This window comes from Mesorhizobium koreense, from assembly GCF_031656215.1.
Classification (GTDB): domain Bacteria; phylum Pseudomonadota; class Alphaproteobacteria; order Rhizobiales; family Rhizobiaceae; genus Mesorhizobium_L; species Mesorhizobium_L koreense.
Map to the genome: position 1 here is coordinate 1,208,901 of NZ_CP134228.1, position 24,668 is coordinate 1,233,568.

Below are 24,668 nucleotides of genomic sequence, written 5' to 3' on the forward strand. Positions count from 1 at the left end.
CGGGCAGGTTCATTAAATCCGGGGGGACATCTCGCCTTTCGATCTTCATCCGTCCCAGCGCGAAAGTCTCCCAATGCCGTCCAGCGTATCCGCCGTCGATCTAGTCACGCATCCGCTCACCGCCTGGGGCGGCCCGCTCGGCCTGCCCGACTACGGCAGGATCAGACAGGCGGATTTCGCGCCCGTCTTCGAGGCAGCCCTTGCCGCCCACAATGCCGAGATCGAGGCGGTCGCCGCCAATGAGGACGCATCGACCATCGAGAATACGCTGGCCGCCTTCGAACTCGCCGGCGATGCGCTCTCGCGCGTTTCGGCGATCTTCTGGTGCCTGGCCGGCGCGCATACCAATGATGAGATTCAGGCGCTTGAGCGCGATCTCGCTCCAAAGATGGCCGCGCATTATTCGGCGATCTACATGAACGACCGGCTTTTTGCGCGGATAGACACTCTGCAGGGCAAAGCCGAGAGCCTGGGCCTCGACGCTGAGACCGCGCGCGTGCTGGAAAGGACCTGGAAGCGCTTCGTGCGCGCTGGCGCGAAACTGGACCAGCAGAGCAAGGAACGGCTGGCGACCGTCAACAGCGAGCTTGCCTCGCTCGGTGCCTCCTTCGGCCAGAACGTGCTCGCCGACGAGAAGGACTGGGTGCTTTTCCTGGAAGAGAACGATCTTGCCGGCGTGCCGGACTTCCTGCGCGATTCGATGGCGGAGGCGGCGCTGCGGGAAAAGCCGGGCGTGTTCGCCGTGACGCTCTCGCGCTCGATCGTCATCCCGTTCCTCACCTTCTCCTCGCGGCGCGATCTGCGCGAAAAGGCTTTCCATGCCTTCGCTAAGCGCGGCGAGAATGGCGGCGCGACCGACAACGGTGAAAATGTAAGGAAGACGCTCGCGTTGCGCGCCGAAAAGGCGAAGCTGCTCGGCTACGACACCTATGCAGCGCTGAAGCTCGACGACACGATGGCGAAGACGCCGGACGCGGTCATGGGCCTTCTCAATCCGGTTTGGGAAAAGGCGCGCGGGAAGGCCGAGGCCGACCGGACAGAACTGCAAAGACTCGCTGAGGCGGAAGGCCAGAACGAAGCGATCGCGCCTTGGGACTGGCGCTACCATGCGGAGAAGCTGCGCGCCGAGAAGTACGATTTCGACGAGGCGGAATTGAAGCCCTATCTGCAGCTCGACCGCGTCATCGACGCATGTTTCGATGTGGCGGGCCGGCTGTTCGGTCTGACCTTCGAGGAAAAGCGCGGCATCGCCGCCTGGCACCCGGACGTCCGCGTCTTCGAGGTGAAGGACGCCGGTGGCGCCTACCGCGCCACCTTCCTCGCCGATCATTTCGCCAGGCCGTCCAAGCGCTCGGGCGCGTGGATGAGCAGCCTGCAATCGGGCTACAAGCTCGGCAAGGGCACGCATCCTGTGATCTACAACATCATGAATTTCGCCAAACCGGCGAAGGGCGAGCAGGCGCTTCTCTCGCTCGACGAGGCGCGTACGCTGTTCCACGAATTCGGCCATGCGCTGCACGGCATGCTGACCGATGTCACCTGGCCGTCCATCGCCGGCACGTCGGTGGCGCGCGACTTCGTCGAGCTGCCCTCGCAGCTTTACGAGCATTGGCTGACCGTGCCGGAAATCCTGGAAAAGCACGCCCGCCATGCGCGTACCGGCGAGCCGATGCCGAAGGCGCTCGTGGAGAAGATGCTTGCCGCGAAGAATTTCGACGCCGGCTTCGCGACGGTCGAATACACGTCCTCGGCGCTTGTCGACATGGCCTATCATTCGCGGGCCGACGCGCCCGAGGAGCCGCTCCGCTTCGAGGCCGAGACACTCGCGAAGATCGACATGCCCGACGCCATCGTCATGCGCCACCGCACGCCGCATTTCCTGCATGTCTTCTCCGGCGACGGCTATTCGGCCGGCTATTATTCCTACATGTGGTCGGAAGTGCTGGATGCCGATGCTTTCGCCGCCTTCGAGGAGGCCGGCGATCCGTTCGACCCGGCGCTGGCGGAAAAGCTGAGGAAGAATATCTACGCCGCCGGCGGCTCCGCCGATCCGGAAACGCTCTATACCGCCTTTCGCGGCAGGATGCCTTCGCCCGAAGCCATGATGGAGCAGCGCGGCCTCATGTGAGGGCCGGCCTCTTTCGCATCTGCAAAAAAAACTGTATGAGCGCCGCAAACGAAACGAGGCGCGCTTCAGGCCGTGCCGTCTGGCGGCGCCCGTAACTCTCCCGAGCTGAACCAATGAAACTCCGCAATATCGCGATCATCGCCCATGTCGATCATGGGAAAACCACCCTTGTCGACGCGCTCCTGAAGCAATCCGGCTCCGTCCGCGACAACCAGCGCGTCGCCGAGCGCGTCATGGACTCCAACGATCTGGAGAAGGAGCGCGGCATCACCATCCTCGCCAAGGCGACGTCGGTGGTGTGGGGCGACACCCGCATCAACATCGTCGATACGCCCGGCCATGCCGATTTTGGCGGTGAGGTGGAGCGCATCCTCAACATGGTGGACGGTGCCATCGTGCTGGTCGACGCCGCCGAGGGTCCGATGCCGCAGACGAAATTCGTCGTCGGCAAGGCGCTGAAGGTCGGGCTGAGGCCGATCGTCGCCATCAACAAGATCGACCGCCCCGACGCCCGCCATATCGAGGTCGTGAACGAGGTCTTCGACCTGTTTGCTGCGCTCGACGCCACCGACGAGCAGCTCGATTTCCCGATCCTCTACGGCTCCGGCCGTGATGGCTGGATGGCGGAAGCCCCCGAAGGGCCGAAGGACAAGGGCCTCGCCCCGCTCTTCGATCTCGTGCTTCGACATGTGCCCGAGCCGACCGTTCATGCCGGGCCGTTCCGCATGATCGGCACCATCCTCGAGGCCAACCCGTTCCTCGGCCGCATCATCACCGGCCGTATCGAGGCCGGCGCGATCAAGCCGAACCAGGCGGTCAAGGTTCTCCATCATGACGGCTCGCTGATCGAGAGCGGCCGTATCTCCAAGATCCTCGCCTTCCGCGGCATCGAGCGCCAGCCGATCGAGGAGGCTTCCGCCGGCGACATCGTCGCCATCGCCGGGCTTGCCAAGGGCACGGTCGCCGACACGTTCTGCGATCCCTCCGTGACCGAGCCACTGCCGGCGCAGCCGATCGACCCGCCGACCGTCACCATGTCCTTCCTCGTCAATGATTCGCCGCTTGCCGGCACCGAAGGCGACAAGGTGACGAGCCGTGTCATCCGCGATCGCCTCCTGCGCGAGGCGGAAGGCAATGTGGCGCTGAAGATCGAGGAATCGGCCGACAAGGATTCCTTCTACGTCTCCGGCCGGGGCGAATTGCAGCTTGCCGTCCTGATCGAGACCATGCGCCGCGAAGGCTTCGAGCTTGCCGTCTCGCGCCCCCGTGTCGTCATGAAGAACGACGAAGGCGGCCAGTTGCTGGAGCCGATCGAGGAGGTCGTGATCGACGTCGACGAGGAGCATGCCGGCATCGTCGTGCAGAAGATGTCGGAGCGAAAGGCCGAGATGGTCGAACTGCGCCCCTCGGGCGGCAACCGTCAGCGCCTGGTCTTCCACGCGCCGACACGCGGGCTGATCGGCTACCAGTCCGAACTTTTGACCGACACGCGCGGCACCGCCGTCATGAACCGGCTGTTTCATGCCTACGAGCCCTACAAGGGCGAGATAGGCGGCCGCGTCAACGGGGTGCTCATCTCCAACGACCAGGGAGAGGCGGTAGCCTACGCGCTGTGGAACCTCGAGGACCGTGGCCCGATGGTCATCGATCCTGGCGTCAAGGTCTATCAGGGCATGATCGTTGGCATCCACACGCGCGACAACGATCTCGAGGTCAACGTCCTGAAGGGCAAGAAGCTCACCAACATCCGCGCCGCCGGCAAGGACGAGGCCGTGAAGCTGACGCCCCCGGTGCGCATGACGCTCGAACGCGCTCTCGCTTGGATTCAGGACGACGAACTGGTCGAGGTGACGCCGAAATCCATCCGGCTGAGGAAATTCCACCTCGATCCGAACGAACGCAAGCGCTCGGAAAGGGCGAAGACCCTCGGCGCCGCCTGAGTCAGGGGCACGACGATGGGCGATCGCATCTGCATCCGCTCCGTCGAACTTCTCTCCGACGGCTGGACGAAGCTGAAGAAGGTCGTTCTCGACTATCGCCGCCGCGACGGGAATTGGGAGCCGCAGACGCGCGAAGTCTATGAGCGCGGCGAAGCGGCGACCGTTCTGCCCTACGATCCGGAACGGGGCACGGTTTTGCTGGTGCGACAGTTCCGCCTACCGGTCTATCTGGCGAGCGGTGCCGACAGCCTGCTGGAAGCCTGTGCCGGTGTTCTGGACGGTGACGAGGACGCCGAGACCTGCATCCGCCGGGAGGCGGAAGAGGAGATGGGTTGCCGCCTGCGTGATCTGAAGCGGCTCTACAGCGCCTATACGATCCCCGGCAGTGTCACCGAGCGGGTAACCTTCTTCACTGCCTGCTACACGCCCGCCGACAGGATTTCGGCCGGCGGCGGCCATCCGGACGAGGGCGAGGACATCGAAGTGGTGGAAATGACGCTGGACGATGCCTTCACCGCCACACGCGACGGCCGCATCATCGACGCCAAGACGATCCTGCTCATCCAGGAATGTGTGCTGGCGAAAGGATAGCGGCGGCCGGGCGGTCTGGCTCCGGCCGCACAAGGCCCTCTCCTGTCGTTTGCAGGAGACAATCGCTTTTGGAATTCGCGCGGCTTCGCACTCCCACCCCTGTCCCCTCCCCACAGGGGGGAGGGAGACGCCGACACCGCTTCCGAACAAAAATCGTCGAAGTTTGCGTTATGCGACGCCGGAGAAAAGTCCCCCTCCCCCTTGTGGGGAGGGGTTAGGTGTGTGGGTAAGAGGCCATGCAGATCGCATATGCGATTGCCCTCCGCTTGCAAGGGAGACAGAGGCAAAAAAGCCAATGGCTCAGCTTGCGGCGTTCTCTTCGGCCGGAGCCTCTGCCGGAGCCTCGGCGGGAGCGACCAGTTCGGCCGCGGCGGCCTCGGCATCGGCGCGCGCCTTCTCGATCAGGGCGGCGCGTTCCTGCGCCTTCTTGCCGGGCTGCGCCTTGACCGGGTTGTTGCGTGCATCGCGCTTGGCGATGCCGGCCTGGTCGAGGAAGCGGGCGACGCGGTCGGTCGGCAGAGCGCCCTGGCCGAGCCAGTGCTTGATACGCTCTTCGTTCAGCTTCACGCGCTCGCCGTCCTTGGGCAGCAGCGGGCTCCACGAGCCGACCGCCTCGATAAAGCGGCCGTCGCGCGGCGAACGCACGTCGGCGACGACGACATGGTAATAGGGACGCTTCTTGGAGCCCGCGCGGGCCAGTCGGATTTTCAATGCCATTTTTTTCTCCTGAAGGTGATGTTCGACTGTTGCGTTAACGGCCGGTTTCGGCCGGGGTGGGGATGACGCCGGAAGCGTCGTTCTTGCCGTCGCCGTTTTCGGCCGCGATCCGCTCGTGATGACGGATCACTTCCTTGACGACGAAGTTGAGGAATTTCTCGGCGAAGTCGGGGTCGAGATGGGAATCATGGGCGAGTTTCCTCAGCCGCGCGATCTGCTGCTGCTCACGCGCCGGATCGGCCGGCGGCAGGCCGTGGGTGGCCTTCAGCACGCCGACCGCCTTGGTGCAGCGGAAGCGCTCGGCGAGGATGTGGATCAGCGCCGCATCGAAATTGTCGATAGAGGCGCGATATTCAAGGAGTTGCGCTCGCGCCTGGTCCCTCTCGTCGCTCATTCTTTCCTCTCCTTCATTTCTTCCTGCCGAGGCCCGGCAGCCCGCCAGGGCCGCCAAGGCCGGGCAGTTTCGGCCCTCCGAGGCCTGGTAGCCCCTTGGGCAATCCGCCGCCATCACCCAGACCGGGCAGACCCTTCATGCCGGCGCCGCCGAGGCCGGCGGCTTCCGCCTGCTTCTTCAACGCTTCGAGCTGTTTCGAGTCCATCTTCGACAGATCCGGCATTCCGCCTCCGGGCATCATGCCGCCTAGTCCCATCTTCTGCGCCATGCCGCCCATCAGCCCGCGCATCATGCCGCTGCCCTTGCCCTTGCCGCCCATGGCTTTCATCATGTCGGCCATGCCGCGATGCATCTTCAGAAGCTTGTTGATCTCGGCGGCGTCGGTGCCGGAGCCGGCGGCGATGCGCTTCTTGCGGCTGTGCTTGAGGATGTCGGGGTTGGCGCGTTCCTTCTTCGTCATCGAGGAGATGATGGCAAGCTGGCGGCCGAACATCTTGTCGTCCAGCCCGGCGGCGGCCATCTGATCCTTCATCTTCCCCATGCCCGGCATCATGCCCATGATGCCGCCCATGCCGCCCATCTTGGACATCTGCTGAAGCTGCTGCGCGAGATCGTTCAGGTCGAACTTGCCCGACTGCATCTTCTTGGCCATCGCCGCCGCTTGCTCGGCGTCGATGGTTTCGGCAGCTTTCTCGACCAGGCTGACGATGTCGCCCATGCCGAGGATACGGTCGGCGATGCGCTTGGGATGGAATTCCTCCAGCGCGTCCATTTTCTCGCCGGTGCCGATCAGCTTGATCGGCTTGCCGGTGACGGCACGCATGGAAAGGGCGGCACCGCCGCGCCCGTCGCCGTCCATGCGGGTCAGCACGAGGCCGGTGATACCGACCCTGCTGTCGAAGGAACGGGCGAGGTTGACGGCGTCCTGGCCGGTGAGCGAATCCGCGACCAGAAGGATCTCGTGCGGGTCCGACACCTTCCGGATATCGGCCATCTCGGCCATCAGCGGCTCGTCGATATGGGTGCGGCCGGCCGTGTCGAGGATAACGACGTCGTGGCCGCCGAGCCTGCCGGCCTGTACGGCCCGCCTGGCGATATCGACAGGAGACTGACCGACTACGATCGGCAGCGTCGGAACGTTCGTCTGCTCGCCGAGTTGGCGAAGCTGCTCCTGCGCGGCAGGGCGGCGTGTGTCGAGCGAGGCCATCAGGACCTTCTTGCCCTGACGCTCGGCAAGCCGCTTGGCGATCTTGGCCGAAGTGGTCGTCTTGCCGGAGCCCTGCAGACCGACCATCATGACGACGACCGGCGCCGGCGCGTTGAGGTCGATCGTCTGCCCTTCCGCGCCGAGCATCTCGACCAGCTCGTCATGGACGATCTTGACGACCATCTGGCCGGGCTTGATCGATTTCAGCACGGCGGCGCCGACGGCCTTCTCGCGCACCTTGTCGGTGAAGGAGCGCACGACCTCCAGCGCAACGTCCGCCTCGAGCAGCGCGCGGCGGATCTCGCGCAGCGCCGCCGCTACATCGGCTTCCGACAGAGCGCCGCGGCCGGTCAGGCCGTTCAGGATAGAGCCGAGGCGCTCTTGAAGGCTCTCAAACATGCAGATTCCTCATTTCTCTCGGGTTATGGTCCGAGAGGTAGTGTTTCCACGCTGGCGTTGAAACCCGGGCGCAAAGCCAAAAACCACCCGGGGGCGCACAGCGCTGCCGGGTGTTGACCTCCGGGATCGGCCAATTCTGATGCGTCCCGGTCGGCGGCTCGGAGTTCTCACTCGTCGCGGAATGTCGCGCGTCTAGACAGTAAAACGGAGGCGGAGTCAAGGCGAAAGCCGCCGGACTGCGCTGATCCGGCGGCTCTCTTACAGGTCTGCCCGCTACTGGCGCACGATATAGACGATGCGCCGGGTCTGCGGGTCGACCAGCACAGGCTGGCCGTTCACGTCTACATAGCGGTACTGGTAATCGGGAATGTCGGACAGCTCGACATTGTCGGGCAGGCCGGCACCGACGACCACCTCGCCGTTCAGGTAGACGGGATCCATGCGATGGTCGATGACATAGGTGCGGACCTCGCTCGGCGGTTCGATCGTGCCGACCGTGTCGTCGGTCGCCATATCGTCCTCCGGCCCGACGATGGCGCTGGTCACCGTGGTGTCCACCGGCGCGGCAGGGCCGTTATAGGTCACGTCCGGTACCGCGATACCGGCCGGACGCCGGGTGATCACCACGCGCTGGCCCTGTTCCTCGGCGGCGAGATAGTCGGAATAGACCCAGCCTTCGCCGTTTGCAGTGGAGACGGTGCACCAGCGGGAATCCTTCAGGCAGCCGGTGAGCGGCGCCTGTTGGCCGGCGCCGAGAAAGCCGATCACCTGGTATTCGGGTCCGGGTCCGGCGCGCACGTTGAGATCGGTCGTCGCGGAAACCATCGTGTCGGCGGCCGCGACGCCGGCAAAGGCCAAGAGGGCCGCGCCTGCGCCGGCGGATACGAGAATGCTCTTCATGACACACCTCCTTGTTGCCGCCCTACGGCCGCTAGAACGTAGTGGAAGGATGTTCGTTCCGGGCTGACGTTCAGTGTGTGTGACGGCGCCATATGCTGCGTGACCGGAGGAATCTCCCGGCCGCGACGATTGGTCAAAATGGCGGCGAGGCGGAAATGCCTTACACAGAGTGGGTTTTTCGGCACCTGGACGCCCGTTGACGCCCTGCAACACAAGCCGGGGACGGAAGCAGGCGGTCATGGCGCAGAGTTTCAGCATTTCCACCGAAACGGCTCCGGGGGTGCGCCGCAGCCACGGTTTCTACGCCGCCATGGCGGTGCTGGGCATCTTCCTGTGGTGGATGTCGACCTACCGCATGTCGGAGATGCCCTTCTGGGCGCCGTGGGATTTCTCCCCGCTCTGGTTCATCGCGGCGGTCCTGGCCGTCTACTGGTACGGATGCGGACTGGTGCGCACGCCGCTGGAGGAGCGTCCGGCGCTGTGGCGCACCGTCTTCTATTATGCCGGCATCGCGCTGATCTGGATCGTGCTGCAGACGCGGTTCGAATATATGGCGCAGCATATGTTCTTCCTGAATCGCGCCCAGCACGTGGTCATGCACCATCTCGGGCCGTTCCTGATCGCGCTCGCCTGGCCCGGGAAGACGCTGATGGAGGGCATGCCCGAGGCGGCGAGAAGGCTGACGCGCTGGCGGCCGCTGAGGGCGGTGGTGGCGGTCGTCCAGCAGCCTTTTTTGGCAGCGGTTCTGTTCTTCGGGCTGATCGCGCTGTGGCTGACACCGACGATCCATTTCCGCGCCATGATCGACCCACCCCTCTATGCGGTGATGAACTGGTCGATGGTCGTCGACGGACTGTTCTTCTGGTGTCTCGTGCTCGACCCGCGCCCGGCGCCGCCGGCCTACACGTCCTTCGCGATAAGGGCGACGCTCGCCATGCTGGTCATGTTCCCGCAGATCCTCATGGGGGCGCTGATCACGTTCGCCCAGCACGATATCTACACCTTCTACGATTGGTGCGGCCGCCTCTACCCGTCCGTCAGCGCGCTGGACGACCAGCAGTATGGCGGATTGATCGTCTGGATCCCGTCGGCGATGATGAGCGTCATCGCTCTCATCATCGTCATCAATTTCCTGCGGCAGGCCGAGGAAAGACAGTGGAGCGAGGAAGATACGGAAAATGCGACAGGCCTTGTCATCTCGTCGGCTCCGTGGACGGGCCGCTAGTCTGTTAGCCCTGGGAGCGAGCCTTGCCCTGCTGACGGCTGCTGCGCTTCCCCCATCCGCCGACGAGGCGGGTATGGTCCTTTCGGATGCTTGGATGCGCAGCGTCATCCCGTCGCGGCCGGCGGCCGGTTATTTCATGCTGAAGAACGAGACCGGCAAGGACCGCAAGATCGTCTCGGCCGCATCGCCTGATTGCGGCATGCTGATGCTGCACCTCTCCAAGCATGAGGGCGGCGAGCATATGGCGATGGTCGACAGCGTCGACGTGCCGGCGGGCGGTTCGGTGTCGTTCGCGCCGGGCGGTTATCATCTGATGTGCGTGAAGCCGAGCAACCGGGTAAAGCCCGGTAACGCCGTCAAGATGACGCTCACCTTCGACGATGGCGGCACGCTGACGGCCGATTTCAAGGTGCGCAATGCCAACGGCGAATGACGGTGTGAGGAGCGTCGCCGTTTACACCACGCCTTGCAGCCAGCCGAGCCAGCCGGATTTCCCATTGTCGCCGATCAGGCGGTGAAGATCGGCTCCGATGCCCTTGAGATCGGGCTTGCCGATGCCGAGATTGCCGATCAGAAGGCGCGCCTTGCCTTCTCTGCCGAAGACATAGATGGCGGGGCTGTGGGAGACCTCGTATCTGGACGGGTTGTCGTCGGGCTTGACGGAATAGGCGATGCGATAGCGGCGCGCGAGCGCGGCAAGTTCATCCGCCGTGCCGACGAGGCCGTCCATTTGAGGCGCGAAGGCGTCCGTATACAGGTTCAGCACTTTCGGCGTGTCACGGCCCGGATCGACGGTGACGAAGAGCACGCGAACCTTGTTCGCCTCGCTGCCCAGTCCCTTCAATATCTCCGCTACATTGGCGAGCGTTGTCGGGCAGATATCGGGGCAGAAAGTGTAACCGAAATAGAGCAGCGTCACCTTGCCGCGATAATCGGCGGCGGTGACCTCTTTGCCGTCCTCGGCGCGGGTCATCGTGAATTTCAGGTCAGGCGAAATGCTTGTGACGTCCGTTGCATGCCAGCCCTCGTCCCTGTTGCAGGCCGAAAGTGCCGCACCCATCGAAAAGAGGACGAGAGCGGCCGCAAGCGCGCGGAATGCCGGATAAAGGCTCATGATGATGCCAGGAATACGCCGCTCGAGCGGCGCGGCCAGTCTTCAAATTGCCGCAGCGCCGTTCGGCTCGGTCCTCGGTCCGGCGTCATTGCCTCCGACACGCAATGGCGAGCGCGGATGGGCGAGGATCAAAAGCGTCAGCGCGCAGCAGACGAGACCGATCGACGCAATCAGCAGGGCCGCACCCGGCGTCCAGACGAGCGTCTCCAGCGGCTTACCGCGATAGAGCGCGAACGAACTCAGCGCGCTTTCATGCGATATCAGCAGGAAACCGGCGAAATTGTTGGCGAAATGGGCGCCCATGCCGGCGCCGAGATTGCCGGTCAGGTAGACGAGTATGGTCACCAGCGCGGCGAAGGCGCCGATGCTGGCAAGCACGCAGGCGTTCATGGCAAGCGGCGCGCCGATGTTCCAGTGGAGGCAGGTGAAGACCAGCGCCGGAAGGAAGCCCCAGATCAGCGGATTGCGAAAGCGGTGCGCGAGCCCGCGCAGCAGATAGCCGCGGAAGAGAAGCTCCTCCGACGATGTCTGCACGAAGGCGAGGAACAGCATGGGGACGAGGAAGACGAGCCAGGGACCCCATCCGATCGCGGTGCGCTGGATGTCAGGCGCTATCATGTAGATCGCGATTTCCGAGACCACGGAAGTGATCAGCACTGCGACCAGCCCCTTGACGAAATCTGGCCACGAAATACGCCGCGCCGCGCCGAAGAGCGCGGAAAGCGGTTCGCCATGCACGAAGCGCATGACGAACCACGCGCCGATCCAGATGCCGGAAAAGGTGACGAGCGATACGAGCACGCCGAAGCGCGTCTGTATGAAACTGCCCATGGAGCCGAAGCCGAGGTCGTAGCTTTCGGAAAGATAGAAGCCCGAAAAGACGGCGACGAGCGTGACGACGAGCCATACGAGCACGATGAGGATCGTGCCGAAGACCAGACGGGGAAGCGTGGTCTTCTCTCCCGCCGAGCGCCGGTATGTCTCGAATGCCGTCCCGTCGAGCACCATTGCCGCGCTTTCTCCCGCCATACGATGCCGATATCCGCCCCGAATATCGCATGGATCGGATAACCTATGGAAATGAAGGTCTTCTTACTGACCGGATGCGGCATTGCTGCAACTTGTTCGTGCAAAAACACCGTATAGACCTGCGGAAGATGACAAAGCAGGCTTTGGCTGGCACATTCCGGCGCAAGACCTTCGGATTCGTGCAATCGAGGAGAAAAGTATGGCGTTGCGCTTCGTGGGCTGGATAGCGGCGGCCGCCGTCGTCGGCATTGCCTTGAGTTCGGGAGCGGCGCATGCCGCGAAATGCGGCTCGAGCGCGGCCGGCTTTCCGGCATGGCTGCAGGCCTTCAAAGCCGAGGCGCAGGCGCGCGGCATATCGAGCCGTACGGTGCATTCGGCGCTGGACCGGGTAAGCTACGATCCGCGCGTCATCCGGCTCGACCGCAACCAGCATTCCTTCAAGCTTTCGCTCGAGCAGTTCATGGCGCGCCGCGCGCCGCCTTCCTATATCAAGCGCGCCCGCGATATAATGCGCTCGAATGCCGGGCTTTTGTCGCGCATCGAGAAACGCTACGGCGTGCCGCCGGAAGTACTGGTGGCGATCTGGGGCATGGAGACGGGATTCGGGGCCAATTCCGGCCATATGGACACGATCCGTTCGCTGGCGACGCTCGCCTATGACTGCCGGCGCACGGAGTTCTTCACCAATGAACTCTACGCGGCGCTCCAGATCGTCCAGCGCGGCGACATGTCGCCCGGCGAGATGCGAGGCGCCTGGGCCGGCGAGCTCGGGCAGACGCAGTTCCTGGCCTCGAAATATCTGGACTATGCCGTGGATTTCGATGGCGACGGCCGCCGCGACCTTATCCATTCGCGCGCCGACGTATTGGCCTCGACCGCCAATTTCCTGCGCGGCCATGGCTGGCAGCCGGGTGCCGGTTATGAGCCGGGCCAGCCGAATTATGCGATTTTCGCGGCATGGAACCGCGCCACGGTCTATCAGCAGGCGCTGGCGCTTTTCGCCAGCAAGATCGCCCAGTAATCTGGCCGTCAATCGTCCGGTCTTGCAGCCGGATAGGGCGTCGGCAGCAATATGCCGAGCCCGCCGAGCAGGAACAGGATGATGACGGCCATGCCGAGCCTCGGCGAGCCGCTTGCGGCGGTCACGGTGGCGACGAGGAAGGGTGCTGCGAAGCTCGTGGCGCGGCCGGCGAGCGCGTAGATGCCGAAATAGCGGCCGGCGTCGTGCACCGATACGCTGCGGGCGAGATAAGAGCGCGAGGAGGCCTGTACCGGCCCGAAGGCGAGCCCGACCAGCAGGCCGAAGACGACATAGGCCTTTTCCGCCGGCGTGCCGAATAGCCCGCCCGTATCTGAGCCGGGGAGCGGCAAGAGGCCGAAAAGCGTGTAGCCCTTGCCGGTGGAGACGATGCCGATCGTGGCCACTGTCAGCATCGCGAGCGAGACGATCACCACTTTCTTCGAGCCGAATGCCGTGTCGAGCCGGCTTGCCGCCCAGCAGCCGAAGATGGCGACGATGTTGAGGATGATGCCGTAGACGCCGATCTCGGTGATCGACCAGCCGAACATGAGCGCGGCGAAGGCGCCGCCGAGCGCGAGAAGCGCGTTGACGCCGTCCTGATAGATCATGCGGGCAACGAGGAAGCGGAAGATGCCGGCCTTGCCGCGCACCTCGCCAAGCGTCGCGCGCAATTCCAGGAGCCCGGCGCGTACGGCCGGTCCCGCCTTGCTACCCTTCGCGGCGTCGGGCGTGAACAAGAACATCGGCAGGACGAAGACGAGATACCAGAGCGCGGCGATCGGCCCGGTGATGCGGGCATCCTCGCCGGTCGTCGGGTCGAGGCCGAAGAGCGGTTTCGTGCCGATGATGGTCCTGCCGGTCTCGGGCGAACCGGCGATGAAGAGCACGATGGCGATCAGTGCGATCATGCCGCCGAGGTAGCCGAGCCCCCAGGCGAGGTTCGAGATGCGGCCGATGTCGGGGCCCGGCACGAGGCGCGGCAGCATGGAATCGTTGAAGACGATCGAAAATTCCGCCGCCACCGTGGCGAACGCAAAGAGAATGAGGACCGGGACGACGCCTGAGCCCGGTGCGGCGAACCAGAGCAGGGCAAGGCTGACGATCTGGATGACGGCAAAGAAGCCGATCCATGGCTTTCGCGGGCCGGTCTGGTCGGCAATCGAACCGAGCACGGGCGAGAGGATGGCGATGACCAAACCGGCGGCCGCGATGCCATAGCCCCACGCGGCCTGGCCAAGCGCCGGATCGGCTACCATGCGCGAGACGAAATAGGGGCCGAAGATGAAGGTGGTGACGACGGTGAAGAAGGGCTGGGCGGCCCAGTCGAAGAACATCCAGCCCCAGACGCCGCGCCGCGACACGACGCCTTGAGCGGTTTTCCCCTCCATACGCGCCGGTGCTCTCCTATAATCCCGCCAGATCGGTCATCAGGCCGGAAGCCACCGAAAGCTTCGACACGGTGACGTCGCCGCCCTCGGTCAGTGCCTGAAGGCACTCGCGCGTGCGCTGGATGCGTTCGCCGCCGGCGGCGATCCATGCGCGCACCGGGTCGGCCTCCTTCCCGTGTGCGGCGAGCGCGGTGACGCAGATGCCACGCCGCGCCTTGCCGAGCGCATCGGTCGCCCGCTCCAGCGCCATTCCGTCGTAATAGTCGGTGGTACCGAGCGCCTGTGCCGCCTCTTCGATACGGCCGATGCGGAAAACGTCCGACACCACGAAGAAAGCGCGTGCGGCGGCGGTGAGATCGGCTTTCGCGGCGGCGGCGACATGGACGATGTCGGGGACGAGCCCACTGACGCTCAGCATGGCCAGTTCGCCGGCGAGTTTTTCGGGAGCGCCAACCTCCTTCAGGCGTTGCGTACGTTCCTCCAGCGAGGCCAGCATAAAGGCCGGCATGATCTTCGGCAGTTCGGGCTCGAGTGCCGCGCGGGCTTCCTTCAGCCTGTGGATGCGGGCTGAAAGGTCGGTGATCTCGTCGCCGCTCTTGAGCAGCCACGACGTCACCTGCTCGAGCAGATGGGCGGCGATGGAATAGAGCTTGAGCTGCGCGCCGCCGTCGATCTTGTTGTCGAGCGCGTCGATCTCGGCGTAGAGGCGGTTCAGATCGTAACCTTCGCGCACGAGCAGGAAGGCGCGGCCGGCCGCCTCGTCCGTCTCCCCGGTCAAGTCCTTCAGCCGGCTGACGAAGGCCGGCCCGCCGCGATTGATGATGTCGTTGGCGAGCCTTGTCGCGATGATCTCGCGGCGCAGGCGGTGGGAGGAAATCTCGGAAGCGAATTCCTGCGCCATGCGATGCGGGAAGTAGCCCATCAGCTCGTGTTCGAGATAGTGGTCGTCGGGCAGGCCGCCCTTCACCAGATCGTCGAAGAGGGTGAGCTTGGCGTAGGCGAGCAGCACGCCGAGTTCGGCGCGAGTCAGCGGCTGACCCTTGGCCTCGCGCTCCGAGAGCGCGGTCTCGTCGGGCAGGAGTTCGACCTTGCGGTCGAGCAGGCCGCGCGCCTCCAGCCCGCCGATGAAGCGGCGCTGGTGGGGAAGGTAGGAGAGGCCGCGCCGCTCGGCCATGGAAAGCGCCAGCGTCTGCTCGTAATTATTGACAAGCACCAGAGACGCCACGTCCTCCGTCATATCGACCAGAAGGGCGTTACGCGCCACGCGCGTCAGCTTCTTCTTGCGCATAGCTGCCGCGAACGCGATCTTGATGTTCACCTCCATGTCGGAGGAATTGACGCCGGCGGAATTGTCGATGGCATCGGAGTTGCAGCGTCCGCCGAGCAAGCCGAATTCGATGCGGCCGCGCTGGGTGACGCCGAGATTGGCGCCTTCGCCGATCACTGTGGCGCCGACTTCCGCAGCCGCGACGCGGATGGCGTCGTTCGCGCGGTCGCCGACATCCTGATTGCTCTCCGTCGTCGCGCGCACATAGGTGCCGATGCCGCCGAACCAGAGGAGATCAACGCGGGCCTTCAGGATCGCGTTCATGATCTCGGTCGGCGTGGCGGTCGTCTTCTTCAGGCCGATGGCCGAAGCGGCCGCCTCCGACAGGGTGATGGATTTCTGCGTGCGGGGGAAGATGCCGCCGCCCGCCGAGATCTTCGATTTGTCGTAATCCTGCCAGGAGGAGCGGGGCAGGCTGAACATGCGCTGCCGCTCGGCGAAAGAAGAGGCGGCGTCCGGGTCGGGGTCAATGAAGATATCGCGATGGTCGAAAGCCGCGATCAGGCGGGTTTCTTTCGACAAGAGCATACCGTTGCCGAAGACGTCGCCCGACATGTCGCCGACACCGACCACGGTGAAGGGCTCCGTCTGGATGTCGCGGTTCATCTCGCGGAAATGCCGCTTCACCGCCTCCCAGGCGCCGCGCGCGGTGATGCCCATCTTCTTGTGGTCGTAGCCGGCCGAGCCGCCCGAGGCGAAAGCGTCGTCCAGCCAGAAATCATGCGCCTGGCTGATCGCGTTGGCGGTATCGGAGAAGGTCGCCGTGCCCTTGTCGGCGGCGACGACGAAATAGGGGTCGTCGCGGTCATGGCGCACGACATTCTCCGGCGGCACCACCTTTGCGCCATGGAGATTGTCGGTGACCGAAAGCAGGCTGGAGACGAAATTGATGTAGGCGTTGCGGCCTGCCTCGAAGACGGCGTCGCGGCTGCCGCCAGCCGGCAGTTGCTTCGGATAAAAGCCGCCCTTGGCGCCGACCGGCACGATGACGGCGTTCTTGACCTGCTGCGCCTTGACGAGGCCGAGCACTTCGGTGCGGTAGTCCTGTGCCCGGTCGGACCAGCGCAAGCCGCCGCGCGCCACCGGGCCGAAGCGCAGATGTACGCCCTCGATCTCCGGCCCGAAGACGAAGATCTCGCGCCATGGCCTCGGCTCGGGCAGGCCGTCGACCGATTTGGAATCAAGCTTCAGGGCGAGCGAACGCGGTTTACCGTCCGTCACGGGAGCGAAATGATTGGTGCGTAGCGTGTTGTGCACAAGGTTGAGGAAACGGCGGATGATCGTGTCCTCGTCGATGTTGGGCACGCCGTCCAGTTCGGTTTCGATCTCGACCTTGATCGAACGCGCATCTTCGTTTTTGCCGGCGGTGTCGACGCGGGTCGGATCGAGGCGGGCGAAAAACAGTTCCCTCAGGTTCTTCGTGATCGACGGATGGCGGGCCAGCACGGCGGCGATGAAATCCTGGCTCTGTGGGATGCCGGCCTGCTGCAGATAATGGCCGTATGCGCGCAGGATCGTGATATCAGCCGAGGTGAAGCCGGCACGGTGGGCGAGCGCGTTGTAGCCGTCATTGTCGTTCGTCCCCCGCCAGACGGAAAGGAACACCTCCTCGAAGAGCGCGCCGTTATCGGAAAGATCGAGCGGCGCATCATGCGCGCTTTGCAGTTCCATGTCGTGGACGAAGACCAGTCCGCCGCCGGCGGTCGGTATCTCGAAGGTGCGCTCGGAGATGACGCGGAAGCCCATATTCTCCAGGATCGGCACGCGCCGCGACAGCGCTACCGGCGCTCCGTAATGATAGATCTTCAGCGCGCCATGCGTATCCGGCTGGTGCGGATGGCGATGGAAATCGGCCGCGATCGGGTTTTCCTCGGCGATACGCCCGATCTCGGCGGCGTCGCGCAGAGCCACTTTCGGCGAGAACGTGCCGCGATAGGAGCCTGGGAAATGCGAGGCGATGGCGACCAGCGCCGGGTCGGCGCCTTCGTCATGCGCGGCATCGCGCAGCGCGTCCTGCCAGGTGCGGACGATGTCGCGGATTTCCGCCTCGAGCTCTTCCTGTGGCACCTTCGGAGTCTTGCCGGCGGAACGGCCGATGATGAAATGGACACGCGCCATCGCGCCTTCCGGGAAGGAAGGATAATAGGCCGACAGATGGCCGTCGAAGACGGTCTTCAGATAGTCGCCGATGCGCACCCGCACGTCCGAATCGTAATTGTCGCGCGGCACGTAGACGAGGACGGAGACAAAGCGGTCGAACGGATCAGCGCGCACCAGCGCGCGCACGCGCGGCCGATCGCCGAGCGCCAGGATGGCCAGCGCGTTGTGCTCCAGCGTGGCCACGTCGATCTGGAAGAGTTCGTCGCGCGGATAGGATTCCAGGATGTTGATGAGCGCCTTGCCGGAATGGTCCGAGCCCTCGAACCCCGAATGCTTCAATACGGCTTCGGCCTTGGAGCGCAGATAGGGAATGGAAAAGACAGAGCGCAGATAGGCGGTCGAAGTGAAGAGGCCGACGATGCGCAGTTCGCCCTTCAGCTTGCCCTTACCGTCGAAGGTCTTGACGCCGATATAATCGAGATAGTTGCGGCGGTGGACGACCGAGCGGGTGTTGGCCTTGGTGACGATAAGCGGTTCCGGGCCGGTCAGGAAGGCGCGGATTTCCGGCGTCGTGGTCAGTTCCTGGTCGCCGCGGCGCAGGATGCGCACATCCGGATCGCCTAGGATGCCGATGCCGGGCTTGTCGGCGCGCTCCATGCCGCCGCCCTTGGGGCTCGGCGCGTAGCGGTATTCGCGCATGCCGAGGAAGGTGAAATTATTGTCGCGCAGCCATTCGAGGAAGGCGACGGCTTCGGCGACCGCATCCTTGTTCAGATGCGTTTCGGAATAACGGTAGTCGAGGATCGCCTGGTCGAGCCGTGCCAGCATCGCGCGCCAGTCGCGGACGGAAGCCCGCACCTGGGAGAGTATCCATTCCAGGCGCTTCTGGAGTGCAGCGGCCTCGTCGTCGGCGAGGCGTGCGACGTGGACGTGGATGACGCTGACCTTGTCGCTTGTTCGCTCGTCGGCCTTGCCGTCGGCGAGCCCGGTGACGCCGCTGCGGCCATGCTTCACCGCGATGATCGGGTGGGTGACCAGCGTCGGCGAGCCTGCGGCATCGGCGATCTCGCCGAGCACCGAATCGAAGAGGAAGGGCATGTTGTCGTTGACGACGGTGATGGCTGTGAGCGGCCGGCCTTCGCGCACCATGCGGCGGTCATTGTCCACCGCGACCACGCTGGCGCCGGCTCGGTGCTTCTTGAGCGCATGCCAGGCGAGTGCGGCGGCTTCCTTGAGCACGCCACGGTCGTAGGCGGCGATATCTTCCTCCGCCGAGCCGGCCAGGAGTAGCTTGCCGAACCGATCCGCCTCTCCTGTCTTTTTCGGGGCGAGAGCCTCCTTGTCAGGTCGCGTGTGTTCGTTCACCTTGGCCATGGCTTTTCTTCCTCCCACCGGCGGTCGCGGCATCGTAGCAGAGAAAGCGATATTGGCGACCCCGATCGGATCGCCGGTATCGGGAAATTGGAAGACGAATGTGAAAAAGGAATGAAGCAGATGACCGGGAAGCTCACAGCGCTGGACCTCAAGCCTTCGGAGAATCTTTCCGACGGGACGAAGGCCTATTTCGCCAAATGCGAGGAGAAGCTCGGGCTCGTCCCCAACGTGCTCCTGTCCTATGCCTTCGACGAGAAGAAGCTGCGCGCCTTCACCGACATGTACAACGATCTGATGCTAGGAGATTCCGGTTTATCGAAGCTGGAGCGCGAGATGATCGCGGTCGCCGTTTCCTCGGTAAACCACTGCTTCTATTGCCTGACCGCGCATGGGGCCGCGGTGCGTCAGCTTTCCGGCGATCCGGCGCTCGGCGAGATGATGGTGATGAATTACCGCGTCGCCGATTTGACGCCGAAGCAGAAGGCGATGTTCGATTTTGCGGTCAAGCTCACCGAGACGCCGGACAGAATCGAGGAGGCTGACCGGCAGGGGCTGCGCGACGCAGGCTTTTCCGACCGCGATATTTGGGACATCGCCTCGGTGGTAGGTTTCTTCAACATGTCGAACCGCGTTGCAGCCGCCGTCGATATGCGGCCGAACGAGGAATACCACAAGATGGCGCGGTAGGCGTATTGGTCACGCGTCTGCTACGTGCTTTCCGGCGCATAAACTTGAAAAGAGCCGTGCTCCGCTATAGATCCAGCTTAAGCTAGCTTAAATTGGAGGCTACAATGCGGACGTTTGGTGCGTTCGAGGCAAAAAACAGGCTGGGTGCGCTTCTCGACCTGGTCGAGCAGGGTGAGGAAGTCCTGATCACGCGCCACGGCAAGCCCGCGGCGCGGCTGGTGGCGGCTGTCTGCGGATACGACAAGCGCGATGCGCTGAAGGCGGTAGAAGAAATAAGAAGGATGCGTAAAGGGGTCACGTTGGGTGGCATCCCGATCAAGGAACTGATCGAGGAAGGCCGTAAGTGACGATCATCCTTGATGCCTCGGTAACGTTTGCATGGGTTTTCGAAGACGAGGTGTCGGACATCGCCGAAGCCGTTATCGATCGCGTTGTCGAGGAAGGTGCGATCGTCCCGACGCTATGGCGCTTTGAAATCGCGAATGGCCTGCGCACGGCTATCCGACGACGGCGGATCGACATGACTTTTCGCAACAATGCGCTTGCCCGGCTATGGCGCCTGCCTATCCACAACGATGATGAGACGGCGTTTCACGCCTGGGATGAGACCTTGTCGCTTTCCGACGCCCATGCCCTGACCCCATACGATGCTGCCTATCTGGAACTTGCGTTGCGGCGGCACATGCCGCTGGCGACGCTCGACAAGGACTTGAGAAGGGCTGCCTCCGATGCGGGCGCGCAACTCGTCTGACGCAAGCGATAAGGCCGCGCCGCCTATGCCCGGTGATAGGGATGGCCTGAGAGGATCGTCGCCGCACGATAAAGCTGTTCTGCGAGCATGACGCGCACAAGCTGGTGCGGCCAGGTGAGCTTGCCGAAGGAAAGGACGAGGTCCGCGTCATCTTGAAATGCAGGGTCGTGGCCGTCCGGGCCACCGATGGCGAGGACAAGGTTCTTGCGGCCGCTTTCGCCGAAGCGAGCAATGGCTCTGGCGAGTTCTTCCGAGCCGATATTCCTGCCGCGCTCGTCGAGCAGGATGATCGCGGTGGCGCCATCCTTGCGGGCGAGAAGTTTCTGGCCCTCTTCGCGGCGGCGTTCATCCGCAGAAGAGGCCCGGCTTTCGGGGATTTCCGTGACGCCGGTGAAATCGAGGCCGACCGCGGGGCCGGCCTTGGCGAGGCGGTCGAAGAAGCGACCGGCCAATTCCCGTTCCGGGCCGGCCTTCATGCGGCCGACCGCATAAACGGAAACATGCATCGGTCCCGGCCCTAGATCAGGTCAGTGGACCGTTTCGTCCTCGAGATCCGGCGCCTGCCACATCTCCTCGATGCTGTAGAATTCGCGGACCTCCGGACGGAAGACGTGCACGATCACATCGCCGGCGTCGACCAGGACCCAGTCGGCGCTGTTGAGCCCTTCGACACGGGGGCGCATGCCGGTGTCTTTCAATGCCTTCAGGAGATGGTCGGCCACCGCCGCGACATGGCGATGCGACCGGCCCGACGCGACAACCATATAGTCGCCGAGGCTCGATTTTCCCTGAATGTCGATGGAGACGATGTTTTCGGCCTTGGAGTCTTCCAGACTGGCAAGGACTGTCTTGAGGGCCATGGAAGGGTCGTCATGCTGTACCATTCCGGCCGGCGAAGGCATGATTTCAGCCTTCTTCGAGAGTGCTGTTCTCAGCGTCTTTCCTTTCGAACAAGAACAACGGGTGTCCCCGATTCATCCGGGAACACACTAAAGATAGGCAGAGTTCCTTAACAGTTTCAAGACGCGCCGCTTCCTATTTCGCGCCCTTCCGTTTCGGCGGCCTCTCCGTCTTCATCCATCGGCGCGAAGGCAAGCTCCACCGGAAGGGGCGCTTGAGCGGCAAGCGGCGAGAAATTGCCTGATTCGGCGGCGGGCACCGGCTTCTGGCGGGAGATCCGCCAGCCGACGAAGAGGCAGAAGACGATCGCGATGGCGACGGCCACCCACATGAAGGCGCCGGTGCCGTAGGCGGCGGTAAGGGTGGTGGCGATCGCGGGAACGACGAAGCCCGAAAGCGACCAGGCGAACAGCATGGTGCTGGCCAGCGGCACCAGGTCGTCCTTGTCGGCCCGGTCGTTGGCGTGCGCGCTCGACAGCGAATAGATCGATTCCGTCGAGCCGCTCCAGACGACATAGATCAGCATCATCAACCAAAGCGCGCTTCCGTCGAAGCGGCTTGCGGCGAGGCCGCCAATCACAACCAGCGCGGAGGCGGTGATGATGACATAGCGGCGGTCGGTGCGGTCGGAGATCCAGCCGAAGGGAATCTGGAAGAGCAGCGTGCCGACCGGCATGGCGAAAAGGAGCAGCGCGACGTCGGCCTGGCTGTAGCCTGTCGCGGCGGCATGGATCGGCGTGAACCCCGAAACCATCATCGAAAGCCCGCCTACCGCAAGCATGCCGGCCACGCCGACCGGGGAGATCGACCACGCGCGGCGGAAGGCGACCGATGCCGATTTCGGCGGCGGGGGAGGCGGCAGCCGCGTCATGCCTACAGGCAGAAGCGCGAGCGTTGCAAAGGCGATGCCGACGACCGGCGCGATATCGGTCCTAAGGTCCATGAAGCGCAGCAGGAAGGCGCCGACGCCAAGGCCGACCTCGTAAGTGACATAGAAGGCAGCCATGATGCGGCCGCGTATGTGGTTCTCCACGGCGTCGTTCAACCAGCTTTGGGCGACGATAAACATGGCGCAGATGGCGAAGCCATAGAGCGTGCGCGCCGCCGTCCAGACGGCGGGATAAATGCCCGCCGCGATGGCGACGTTGGAAAGAATGATAAGCGCCCCTACCGTCATGAAAGCGCGGGCGTGGCCAACACGGCGCACGACAAGCCCCGTCAGCAGGCAGCCGGCCATACCGCCGGCAGACAGCATGGTCAGGATGATTCCTGCCCAAATCGGTGCGAAGCCGTCGGCGTTGAGGCGCACGGGGATATAGGCGAAGAGTAGGCCGTTTCCGATCGCGATCAGGCCCATCGCCGCGATGACGCTGGCGATGGCGACGAGCGAGGCTTGCCCGGCTTCTTCAGCCCCTTCGATTTCAGGCGCAATCTGGTTCATGGCGCGCCAGTTAACTGTCATTGCGGAAATTTATTGAGCGTCAAAAACGACACGGCGCCGGTGGACCGGCGAATTGGGCATTGTGGCTCAAAAATGGGGTGGCTCAAGACGGGCGGTCAGTCGCCGTTCGCCCTCAGCGCCGTGGAGGAAAGCGAGGAGCGGGGGCCGTGGATGAAGGTCCATGCAGGTGGTTTCATGCGCGCGAGCAGCGGTGCGTCCTTCTCGTCGATGCGGGCATAGTCGAACGTCTTGGCCATGACCGAGGAAAGGAAGGAGAGGGTCGATCCGGGCCGGTCCATGACCGCGATCGGGAAGGTCAACGCGATCTGTCGCCAGCGCTCCCAGCGATGGAAATCGCGCAGGCTGTCCGCGCCCATGATCCAGACGAAATCGACGCCCGGATTGCGCTCCTTTACCAGCGCCAGCGTGTCGGCCGTATAGCGGATATGGTGGCTTGCCTCGAAGGCGGTGACGACGATGCGGGGATCGTCTGCCAACGTCTCCGAAAGCCGGATGCGCTCGGCGAGCGGACGCAGATCGTTTGCGTTCTTGAGCGGATTGCCCGGCGTGACCATCCACCAGAGCCGGTCGAGCCCGAGGCGCCTGAGCGCGATCTCGACCACCAGCGCATGGCCGGCATGCGGTGGGTTGAACGAACCGCCGAACAGCCCGACCGCCATGCCGGGTCCGGCATGCGGCATGCGAAGATAGTGCTCCGCAACCTCGGTATATTGCGCAGGCCTGGGGTTCAAGGCCGAATCTGGCCCGAACCGCGCACGCGGTACTTGAACGAGGTGAGTTGTTCGACGCCGACCGGGCCGCGCGCATGCATCTTGCCGGTGGCGATGCCGATCTCCGCGCCCATGCCGAATTCGCCGCCGTCGGCGAATTGGGTCGATGCGTTGTGGAGCAGAATGGCGGAATCGATCTCGTTGAAGAAGCGCTCCACCGCCGCCGCATCCTCGGCGACGATCGCCTCGGTGTGATGCGAGGAGAAGCGCTCGACATGATCGATGGCGTCGCCGACCCCGTCCACCAGTTTCACCGAGATGATCGAATCCAGATATTCCGTCACCCAGTCGGCATCCGTCGCCGGTTTTGCGGCCGGATAAAGCGCGCGCGTCTCGCTATCCGCCCGTATCTCGCAGCCGGCTTCGACGAGCGCGTCAAGGATGGGAACGAGATGCGTCGAAGCTCTCAAACGATCCACCAGCAGCGTCTCGGCCGCGCCGCAGATGCCGGTACGGCGCATCTTCGCGTTGACGGCTATCTTGACGGCCATGCCGAGCTTCGCGGACCGATCGACATAGAGATGGCAGATACCTTCCAGATGCGCGAAAACCGGCACGCGCGCCTCATTCTGAACGCGCTCGACGAGGCTCCTGCCGCCGCGCGGAATGATAACGTCGATCGAGCCCCCCAGCCCCTTCAGCATCTCGCCGACGGCGGCGCGGTCGGTGGTCGGCACGAGCTGGATAGCCTCTTCCGGCAGGCCGGCCTTGGCGAGGCCCTCGGCCAGGCAGGCATGGATCGCGGTGGACGAATTCACCGAATCCGAACCGCCGCGCAGGATCACCGCGTTGCCCGCCTTTACGCAGAGCGCACCGGCATCGGCCGTCACGTTCGGCCGGCTTTCATAGATGACGCCGATGACGCCGAGCGGTGTGCGCACGCGTTCGATATGGAGGCCGTTCGGGCGATCCCACTCGGCGATCACGTCGCCAACGGGATCGTTTAGCGCCGCGATGGCGCGGATGCCGTCGGCCATGGCGCGGATGCGGTCTGGGGTGAGTTTCAACCGGTCGAGAAAGGAAGCGGCCAGGCCTGCCTTGCGGCCGTTCTCCATGTCGATAGCATTGGCAGTCAGAATCTCCCTCTCTTGCTGCACGATAGCTTCGGCCATGGCTTCGAGCGCTGTGTTCTTGGCCGCACTTGAGGCAATCGCCAGCGGATGCGCGGCGACACGGGCATTTTCGCCGAGCCGGCGCATGATGGCGGCGACATTCTCGCCATTCTTTTCCAGCGTCTGGAGCAT

The 24,668-nt window shown here is 64.0% G+C and carries 22 protein-coding genes; 9 read left to right on the forward strand and 13 right to left on the reverse strand.

All coding sequences use genetic code 11. The features are described from left to right. The first annotated feature begins 73 nt into the window (after window positions 1–73). The 3 genes from RBH77_RS05885 (at window position 74) to RBH77_RS05895 (ending at window position 4,659) form a co-directional block, all read left to right on the forward strand. A complete protein-coding gene (locus RBH77_RS05885; protein ID WP_311031191.1) occupies window positions 74–2,128 on the forward strand; it encodes a M3 family metallopeptidase in 2,055 nt (684 codons plus the stop codon). Window positions 2,129–2,241: 113 nt separating this feature from the next. After that, on the forward strand, window positions 2,242–4,068 hold the full coding sequence (gene typA, locus RBH77_RS05890) for a translational GTPase TypA (protein ID WP_311031192.1): 1,827 nt from the start codon (window positions 2,242–2,244) through the stop codon (window positions 4,066–4,068). A gap of 15 nt (window positions 4,069–4,083) precedes the next feature. Further along, on the forward strand, window positions 4,084–4,659 hold the full coding sequence (locus RBH77_RS05895; RefSeq protein ID WP_311031193.1) for an NUDIX domain-containing protein: 576 nt from the start codon (window positions 4,084–4,086) through the stop codon (window positions 4,657–4,659). 300 nt (window positions 4,660–4,959) lie between these two features. Here the strand turns inward: RBH77_RS05895 and rpsP are convergent, their stop codons facing one another. The 4 genes from rpsP to RBH77_RS05915 all read right to left on the reverse strand — a co-directional run bounded on the left by rpsP (window position 4,960) and on the right by RBH77_RS05915 (window position 8,276). Further along, window positions 4,960–5,376, reverse strand: a complete 417-nt coding sequence (rpsP, locus tag RBH77_RS05900) for a 30S ribosomal protein S16 (RefSeq protein WP_311031195.1) — start codon at window positions 5,374–5,376, stop codon at window positions 4,960–4,962. Between the two features lie 34 nt (window positions 5,377–5,410). Next, complete coding sequence (locus tag RBH77_RS05905; protein ID WP_311031196.1) at window positions 5,411–5,770, reverse strand: chorismate mutase; 360 nt, start codon at window positions 5,768–5,770, stop codon at window positions 5,411–5,413. Window positions 5,771–5,783: 13 nt separating this feature from the next. Then, on the reverse strand, window positions 5,784–7,376 hold the full coding sequence (gene ffh / locus RBH77_RS05910; protein ID WP_311031197.1) for a signal recognition particle protein: 1,593 nt from the start codon (window positions 7,374–7,376) through the stop codon (window positions 5,784–5,786). Between the two features lie 273 nt (window positions 7,377–7,649). Beyond that, window positions 7,650–8,276 (reverse strand): DUF1236 domain-containing protein, encoded by a 627-nt coding sequence (locus RBH77_RS05915; RefSeq protein WP_311031198.1) that lies wholly within the window; start codon window positions 8,274–8,276, stop codon window positions 7,650–7,652. 238 nt (window positions 8,277–8,514) lie between these two features. Between RBH77_RS05915 and RBH77_RS05920 the strand changes: the two genes are divergently transcribed. Next, window positions 8,515–9,501 carry a cytochrome c oxidase assembly protein gene (locus RBH77_RS05920; protein WP_311031199.1) on the forward strand — a complete coding sequence of 329 codons (987 nt, stop codon included), beginning with the start codon at window positions 8,515–8,517 and terminating at the stop codon, window positions 9,499–9,501. A gap of 94 nt (window positions 9,502–9,595) precedes the next feature. Next, window positions 9,596–9,934 (forward strand): copper chaperone PCu(A)C, encoded by a 339-nt coding sequence (locus RBH77_RS05925; RefSeq protein ID WP_311031200.1) that lies wholly within the window; start codon window positions 9,596–9,598, stop codon window positions 9,932–9,934. Between the two features lie 21 nt (window positions 9,935–9,955). Here RBH77_RS05925 and RBH77_RS05930 read toward each other — a convergent pair whose 3' ends face one another. Both RBH77_RS05930 and RBH77_RS05935 read right to left on the reverse strand, forming a co-directional pair. Further along, window positions 9,956–10,615, reverse strand: coding sequence for an SCO family protein (locus RBH77_RS05930; RefSeq protein ID WP_311031201.1), 660 nt, complete (start codon window positions 10,613–10,615; stop codon window positions 9,956–9,958). Between the two features lie 42 nt (window positions 10,616–10,657). Beyond that, window positions 10,658–11,644, reverse strand: coding sequence for a CPBP family intramembrane glutamic endopeptidase (locus tag RBH77_RS05935; RefSeq protein ID WP_311031202.1), 987 nt, complete (start codon window positions 11,642–11,644; stop codon window positions 10,658–10,660). Between the two features lie 199 nt (window positions 11,645–11,843). Between RBH77_RS05935 and RBH77_RS05940 the strand changes: the two genes are divergently transcribed. After that, entirely contained in the window at window positions 11,844–12,665 is an 822-nt protein-coding gene (locus RBH77_RS05940) for a lytic murein transglycosylase (protein WP_311031204.1), read from the forward strand. An 8-nt stretch (window positions 12,666–12,673) separates the two neighbouring features. On the opposite strand, the gene RBH77_RS05945 is transcribed toward RBH77_RS05940, so the two are convergent. Then, window positions 12,674–14,053 carry an MFS transporter gene (locus RBH77_RS05945; RefSeq protein WP_311031205.1) on the reverse strand — a complete coding sequence of 460 codons (1,380 nt, stop codon included), beginning with the start codon at window positions 14,051–14,053 and terminating at the stop codon, window positions 12,674–12,676. A gap of 16 nt (window positions 14,054–14,069) precedes the next feature. Further along, window positions 14,070–18,854: an NAD-glutamate dehydrogenase gene (locus RBH77_RS05950; RefSeq protein WP_311031206.1), complete on the reverse strand. Its 4,785-nt coding sequence runs from the start codon at window positions 18,852–18,854 to the stop codon at window positions 14,070–14,072. 120 nt (window positions 18,855–18,974) lie between these two features. Between RBH77_RS05950 and RBH77_RS05955 the strand changes: the two genes are divergently transcribed. From RBH77_RS05955 to RBH77_RS05965, 3 genes are all read left to right on the forward strand, one after another. After that, window positions 18,975–19,541, forward strand: a complete 567-nt coding sequence (locus RBH77_RS05955; RefSeq protein ID WP_311031207.1) for a peroxidase-related enzyme — start codon at window positions 18,975–18,977, stop codon at window positions 19,539–19,541. Window positions 19,542–19,645: 104 nt separating this feature from the next. After that, a complete protein-coding gene (locus RBH77_RS05960) occupies window positions 19,646–19,888 on the forward strand; it encodes a type II toxin-antitoxin system Phd/YefM family antitoxin (RefSeq protein WP_311031208.1) in 243 nt (80 codons plus the stop codon). Next, window positions 19,885–20,292, forward strand: coding sequence for a type II toxin-antitoxin system VapC family toxin (locus RBH77_RS05965; protein WP_311031209.1), 408 nt, complete (start codon window positions 19,885–19,887; stop codon window positions 20,290–20,292). The genes RBH77_RS05960 and RBH77_RS05965 overlap by 4 nt, the downstream gene beginning before the upstream one ends. Window positions 20,293–20,315: 23 nt before the next feature. Here the strand turns inward: RBH77_RS05965 and rlmH are convergent, their stop codons facing one another. The 5 genes from rlmH to RBH77_RS05990 form a co-directional block, all read right to left on the reverse strand. Then, on the reverse strand, window positions 20,316–20,798 hold the full coding sequence (gene rlmH / locus RBH77_RS05970) for a 23S rRNA (pseudouridine(1915)-N(3))-methyltransferase RlmH (RefSeq protein WP_311031210.1): 483 nt from the start codon (window positions 20,796–20,798) through the stop codon (window positions 20,316–20,318). Between the two features lie 21 nt (window positions 20,799–20,819). Next, on the reverse strand, window positions 20,820–21,194 hold the full coding sequence (gene rsfS, locus RBH77_RS05975) for a ribosome silencing factor (RefSeq protein ID WP_311031211.1): 375 nt from the start codon (window positions 21,192–21,194) through the stop codon (window positions 20,820–20,822). A gap of 116 nt (window positions 21,195–21,310) precedes the next feature. Beyond that, a complete protein-coding gene (locus tag RBH77_RS05980) occupies window positions 21,311–22,633 on the reverse strand; it encodes an MFS transporter (protein WP_311032442.1) in 1,323 nt (440 codons plus the stop codon). A gap of 116 nt (window positions 22,634–22,749) precedes the next feature. After that, complete coding sequence (locus RBH77_RS05985; protein WP_311032443.1) at window positions 22,750–23,334, reverse strand: nicotinate-nucleotide adenylyltransferase; 585 nt, start codon at window positions 23,332–23,334, stop codon at window positions 22,750–22,752. Window positions 23,335–23,381: 47 nt separating this feature from the next. Beyond that, window positions 23,382–24,668, reverse strand: a complete 1,287-nt coding sequence (locus tag RBH77_RS05990; protein ID WP_311031212.1) for a glutamate-5-semialdehyde dehydrogenase — start codon at window positions 24,666–24,668, stop codon at window positions 23,382–23,384.

What these genes read in the sequence shown, in the direction of transcription:
- RBH77_RS05950 (WP_311031206.1), bottom strand. Translation starts at nt 18,854, where the DNA reads ATGGCCAAGGTGAACGAACACACGCGACCTGACAAGGAGGCTCTCGCC.
- RBH77_RS05915 (WP_311031198.1), bottom strand. Translation starts at nt 8,276, where the DNA reads ATGAAGAGCATTCTCGTATCCGCCGGCGCAGGCGCGGCCCTCTTGGCC.
- RBH77_RS05940 (WP_311031204.1), top strand. Translation starts at nt 11,844, where the DNA reads ATGGCGTTGCGCTTCGTGGGCTGGATAGCGGCGGCCGCCGTCGTCGGC.
- rlmH (WP_311031210.1), bottom strand. Translation starts at nt 20,798, where the DNA reads ATGCATGTTTCCGTTTATGCGGTCGGCCGCATGAAGGCCGGCCCGGAA.
- RBH77_RS05935 (WP_311031202.1), bottom strand. Translation starts at nt 11,644, where the DNA reads ATGGCGGGAGAAAGCGCGGCAATGGTGCTCGACGGGACGGCATTCGAG.
- rpsP (WP_311031195.1), bottom strand. Translation starts at nt 5,376, where the DNA reads ATGGCATTGAAAATCCGACTGGCCCGCGCGGGCTCCAAGAAGCGTCCC.
- typA (WP_311031192.1), top strand. Translation starts at nt 2,242, where the DNA reads ATGAAACTCCGCAATATCGCGATCATCGCCCATGTCGATCATGGGAAA.
- RBH77_RS05960 (WP_311031208.1), top strand. Translation starts at nt 19,646, where the DNA reads ATGCGGACGTTTGGTGCGTTCGAGGCAAAAAACAGGCTGGGTGCGCTT.
- RBH77_RS05905 (WP_311031196.1), bottom strand. Translation starts at nt 5,770, where the DNA reads ATGAGCGACGAGAGGGACCAGGCGCGAGCGCAACTCCTTGAATATCGC.
- RBH77_RS05945 (WP_311031205.1), bottom strand. Translation starts at nt 14,053, where the DNA reads ATGGAGGGGAAAACCGCTCAAGGCGTCGTGTCGCGGCGCGGCGTCTGG.
- RBH77_RS05985 (WP_311032443.1), bottom strand. Translation starts at nt 23,334, where the DNA reads ATGCCGCATGCCGGACCCGGCATGGCGGTCGGGCTGTTCGGCGGTTCG.
- ffh (WP_311031197.1), bottom strand. Translation starts at nt 7,376, where the DNA reads ATGTTTGAGAGCCTTCAAGAGCGCCTCGGCTCTATCCTGAACGGCCTG.
- RBH77_RS05990 (WP_311031212.1), bottom strand. Translation starts at nt 24,668, where the DNA reads ATGCTCCAGACGCTGGAAAAGAATGGCGAGAATGTCGCCGCCATCATG.
- RBH77_RS05930 (WP_311031201.1), bottom strand. Translation starts at nt 10,615, where the DNA reads ATGAGCCTTTATCCGGCATTCCGCGCGCTTGCGGCCGCTCTCGTCCTC.
- RBH77_RS05925 (WP_311031200.1), top strand. Translation starts at nt 9,596, where the DNA reads ATGCGCAGCGTCATCCCGTCGCGGCCGGCGGCCGGTTATTTCATGCTG.
- RBH77_RS05955 (WP_311031207.1), top strand. Translation starts at nt 18,975, where the DNA reads ATGACCGGGAAGCTCACAGCGCTGGACCTCAAGCCTTCGGAGAATCTT.
- RBH77_RS05885 (WP_311031191.1), top strand. Translation starts at nt 74, where the DNA reads ATGCCGTCCAGCGTATCCGCCGTCGATCTAGTCACGCATCCGCTCACC.
- RBH77_RS05980 (WP_311032442.1), bottom strand. Translation starts at nt 22,633, where the DNA reads ATGAACCAGATTGCGCCTGAAATCGAAGGGGCTGAAGAAGCCGGGCAA.
- RBH77_RS05895 (WP_311031193.1), top strand. Translation starts at nt 4,084, where the DNA reads ATGGGCGATCGCATCTGCATCCGCTCCGTCGAACTTCTCTCCGACGGC.
- RBH77_RS05920 (WP_311031199.1), top strand. Translation starts at nt 8,515, where the DNA reads ATGGCGCAGAGTTTCAGCATTTCCACCGAAACGGCTCCGGGGGTGCGC.
- rsfS (WP_311031211.1), bottom strand. Translation starts at nt 21,194, where the DNA reads ATGCCTTCGCCGGCCGGAATGGTACAGCATGACGACCCTTCCATGGCC.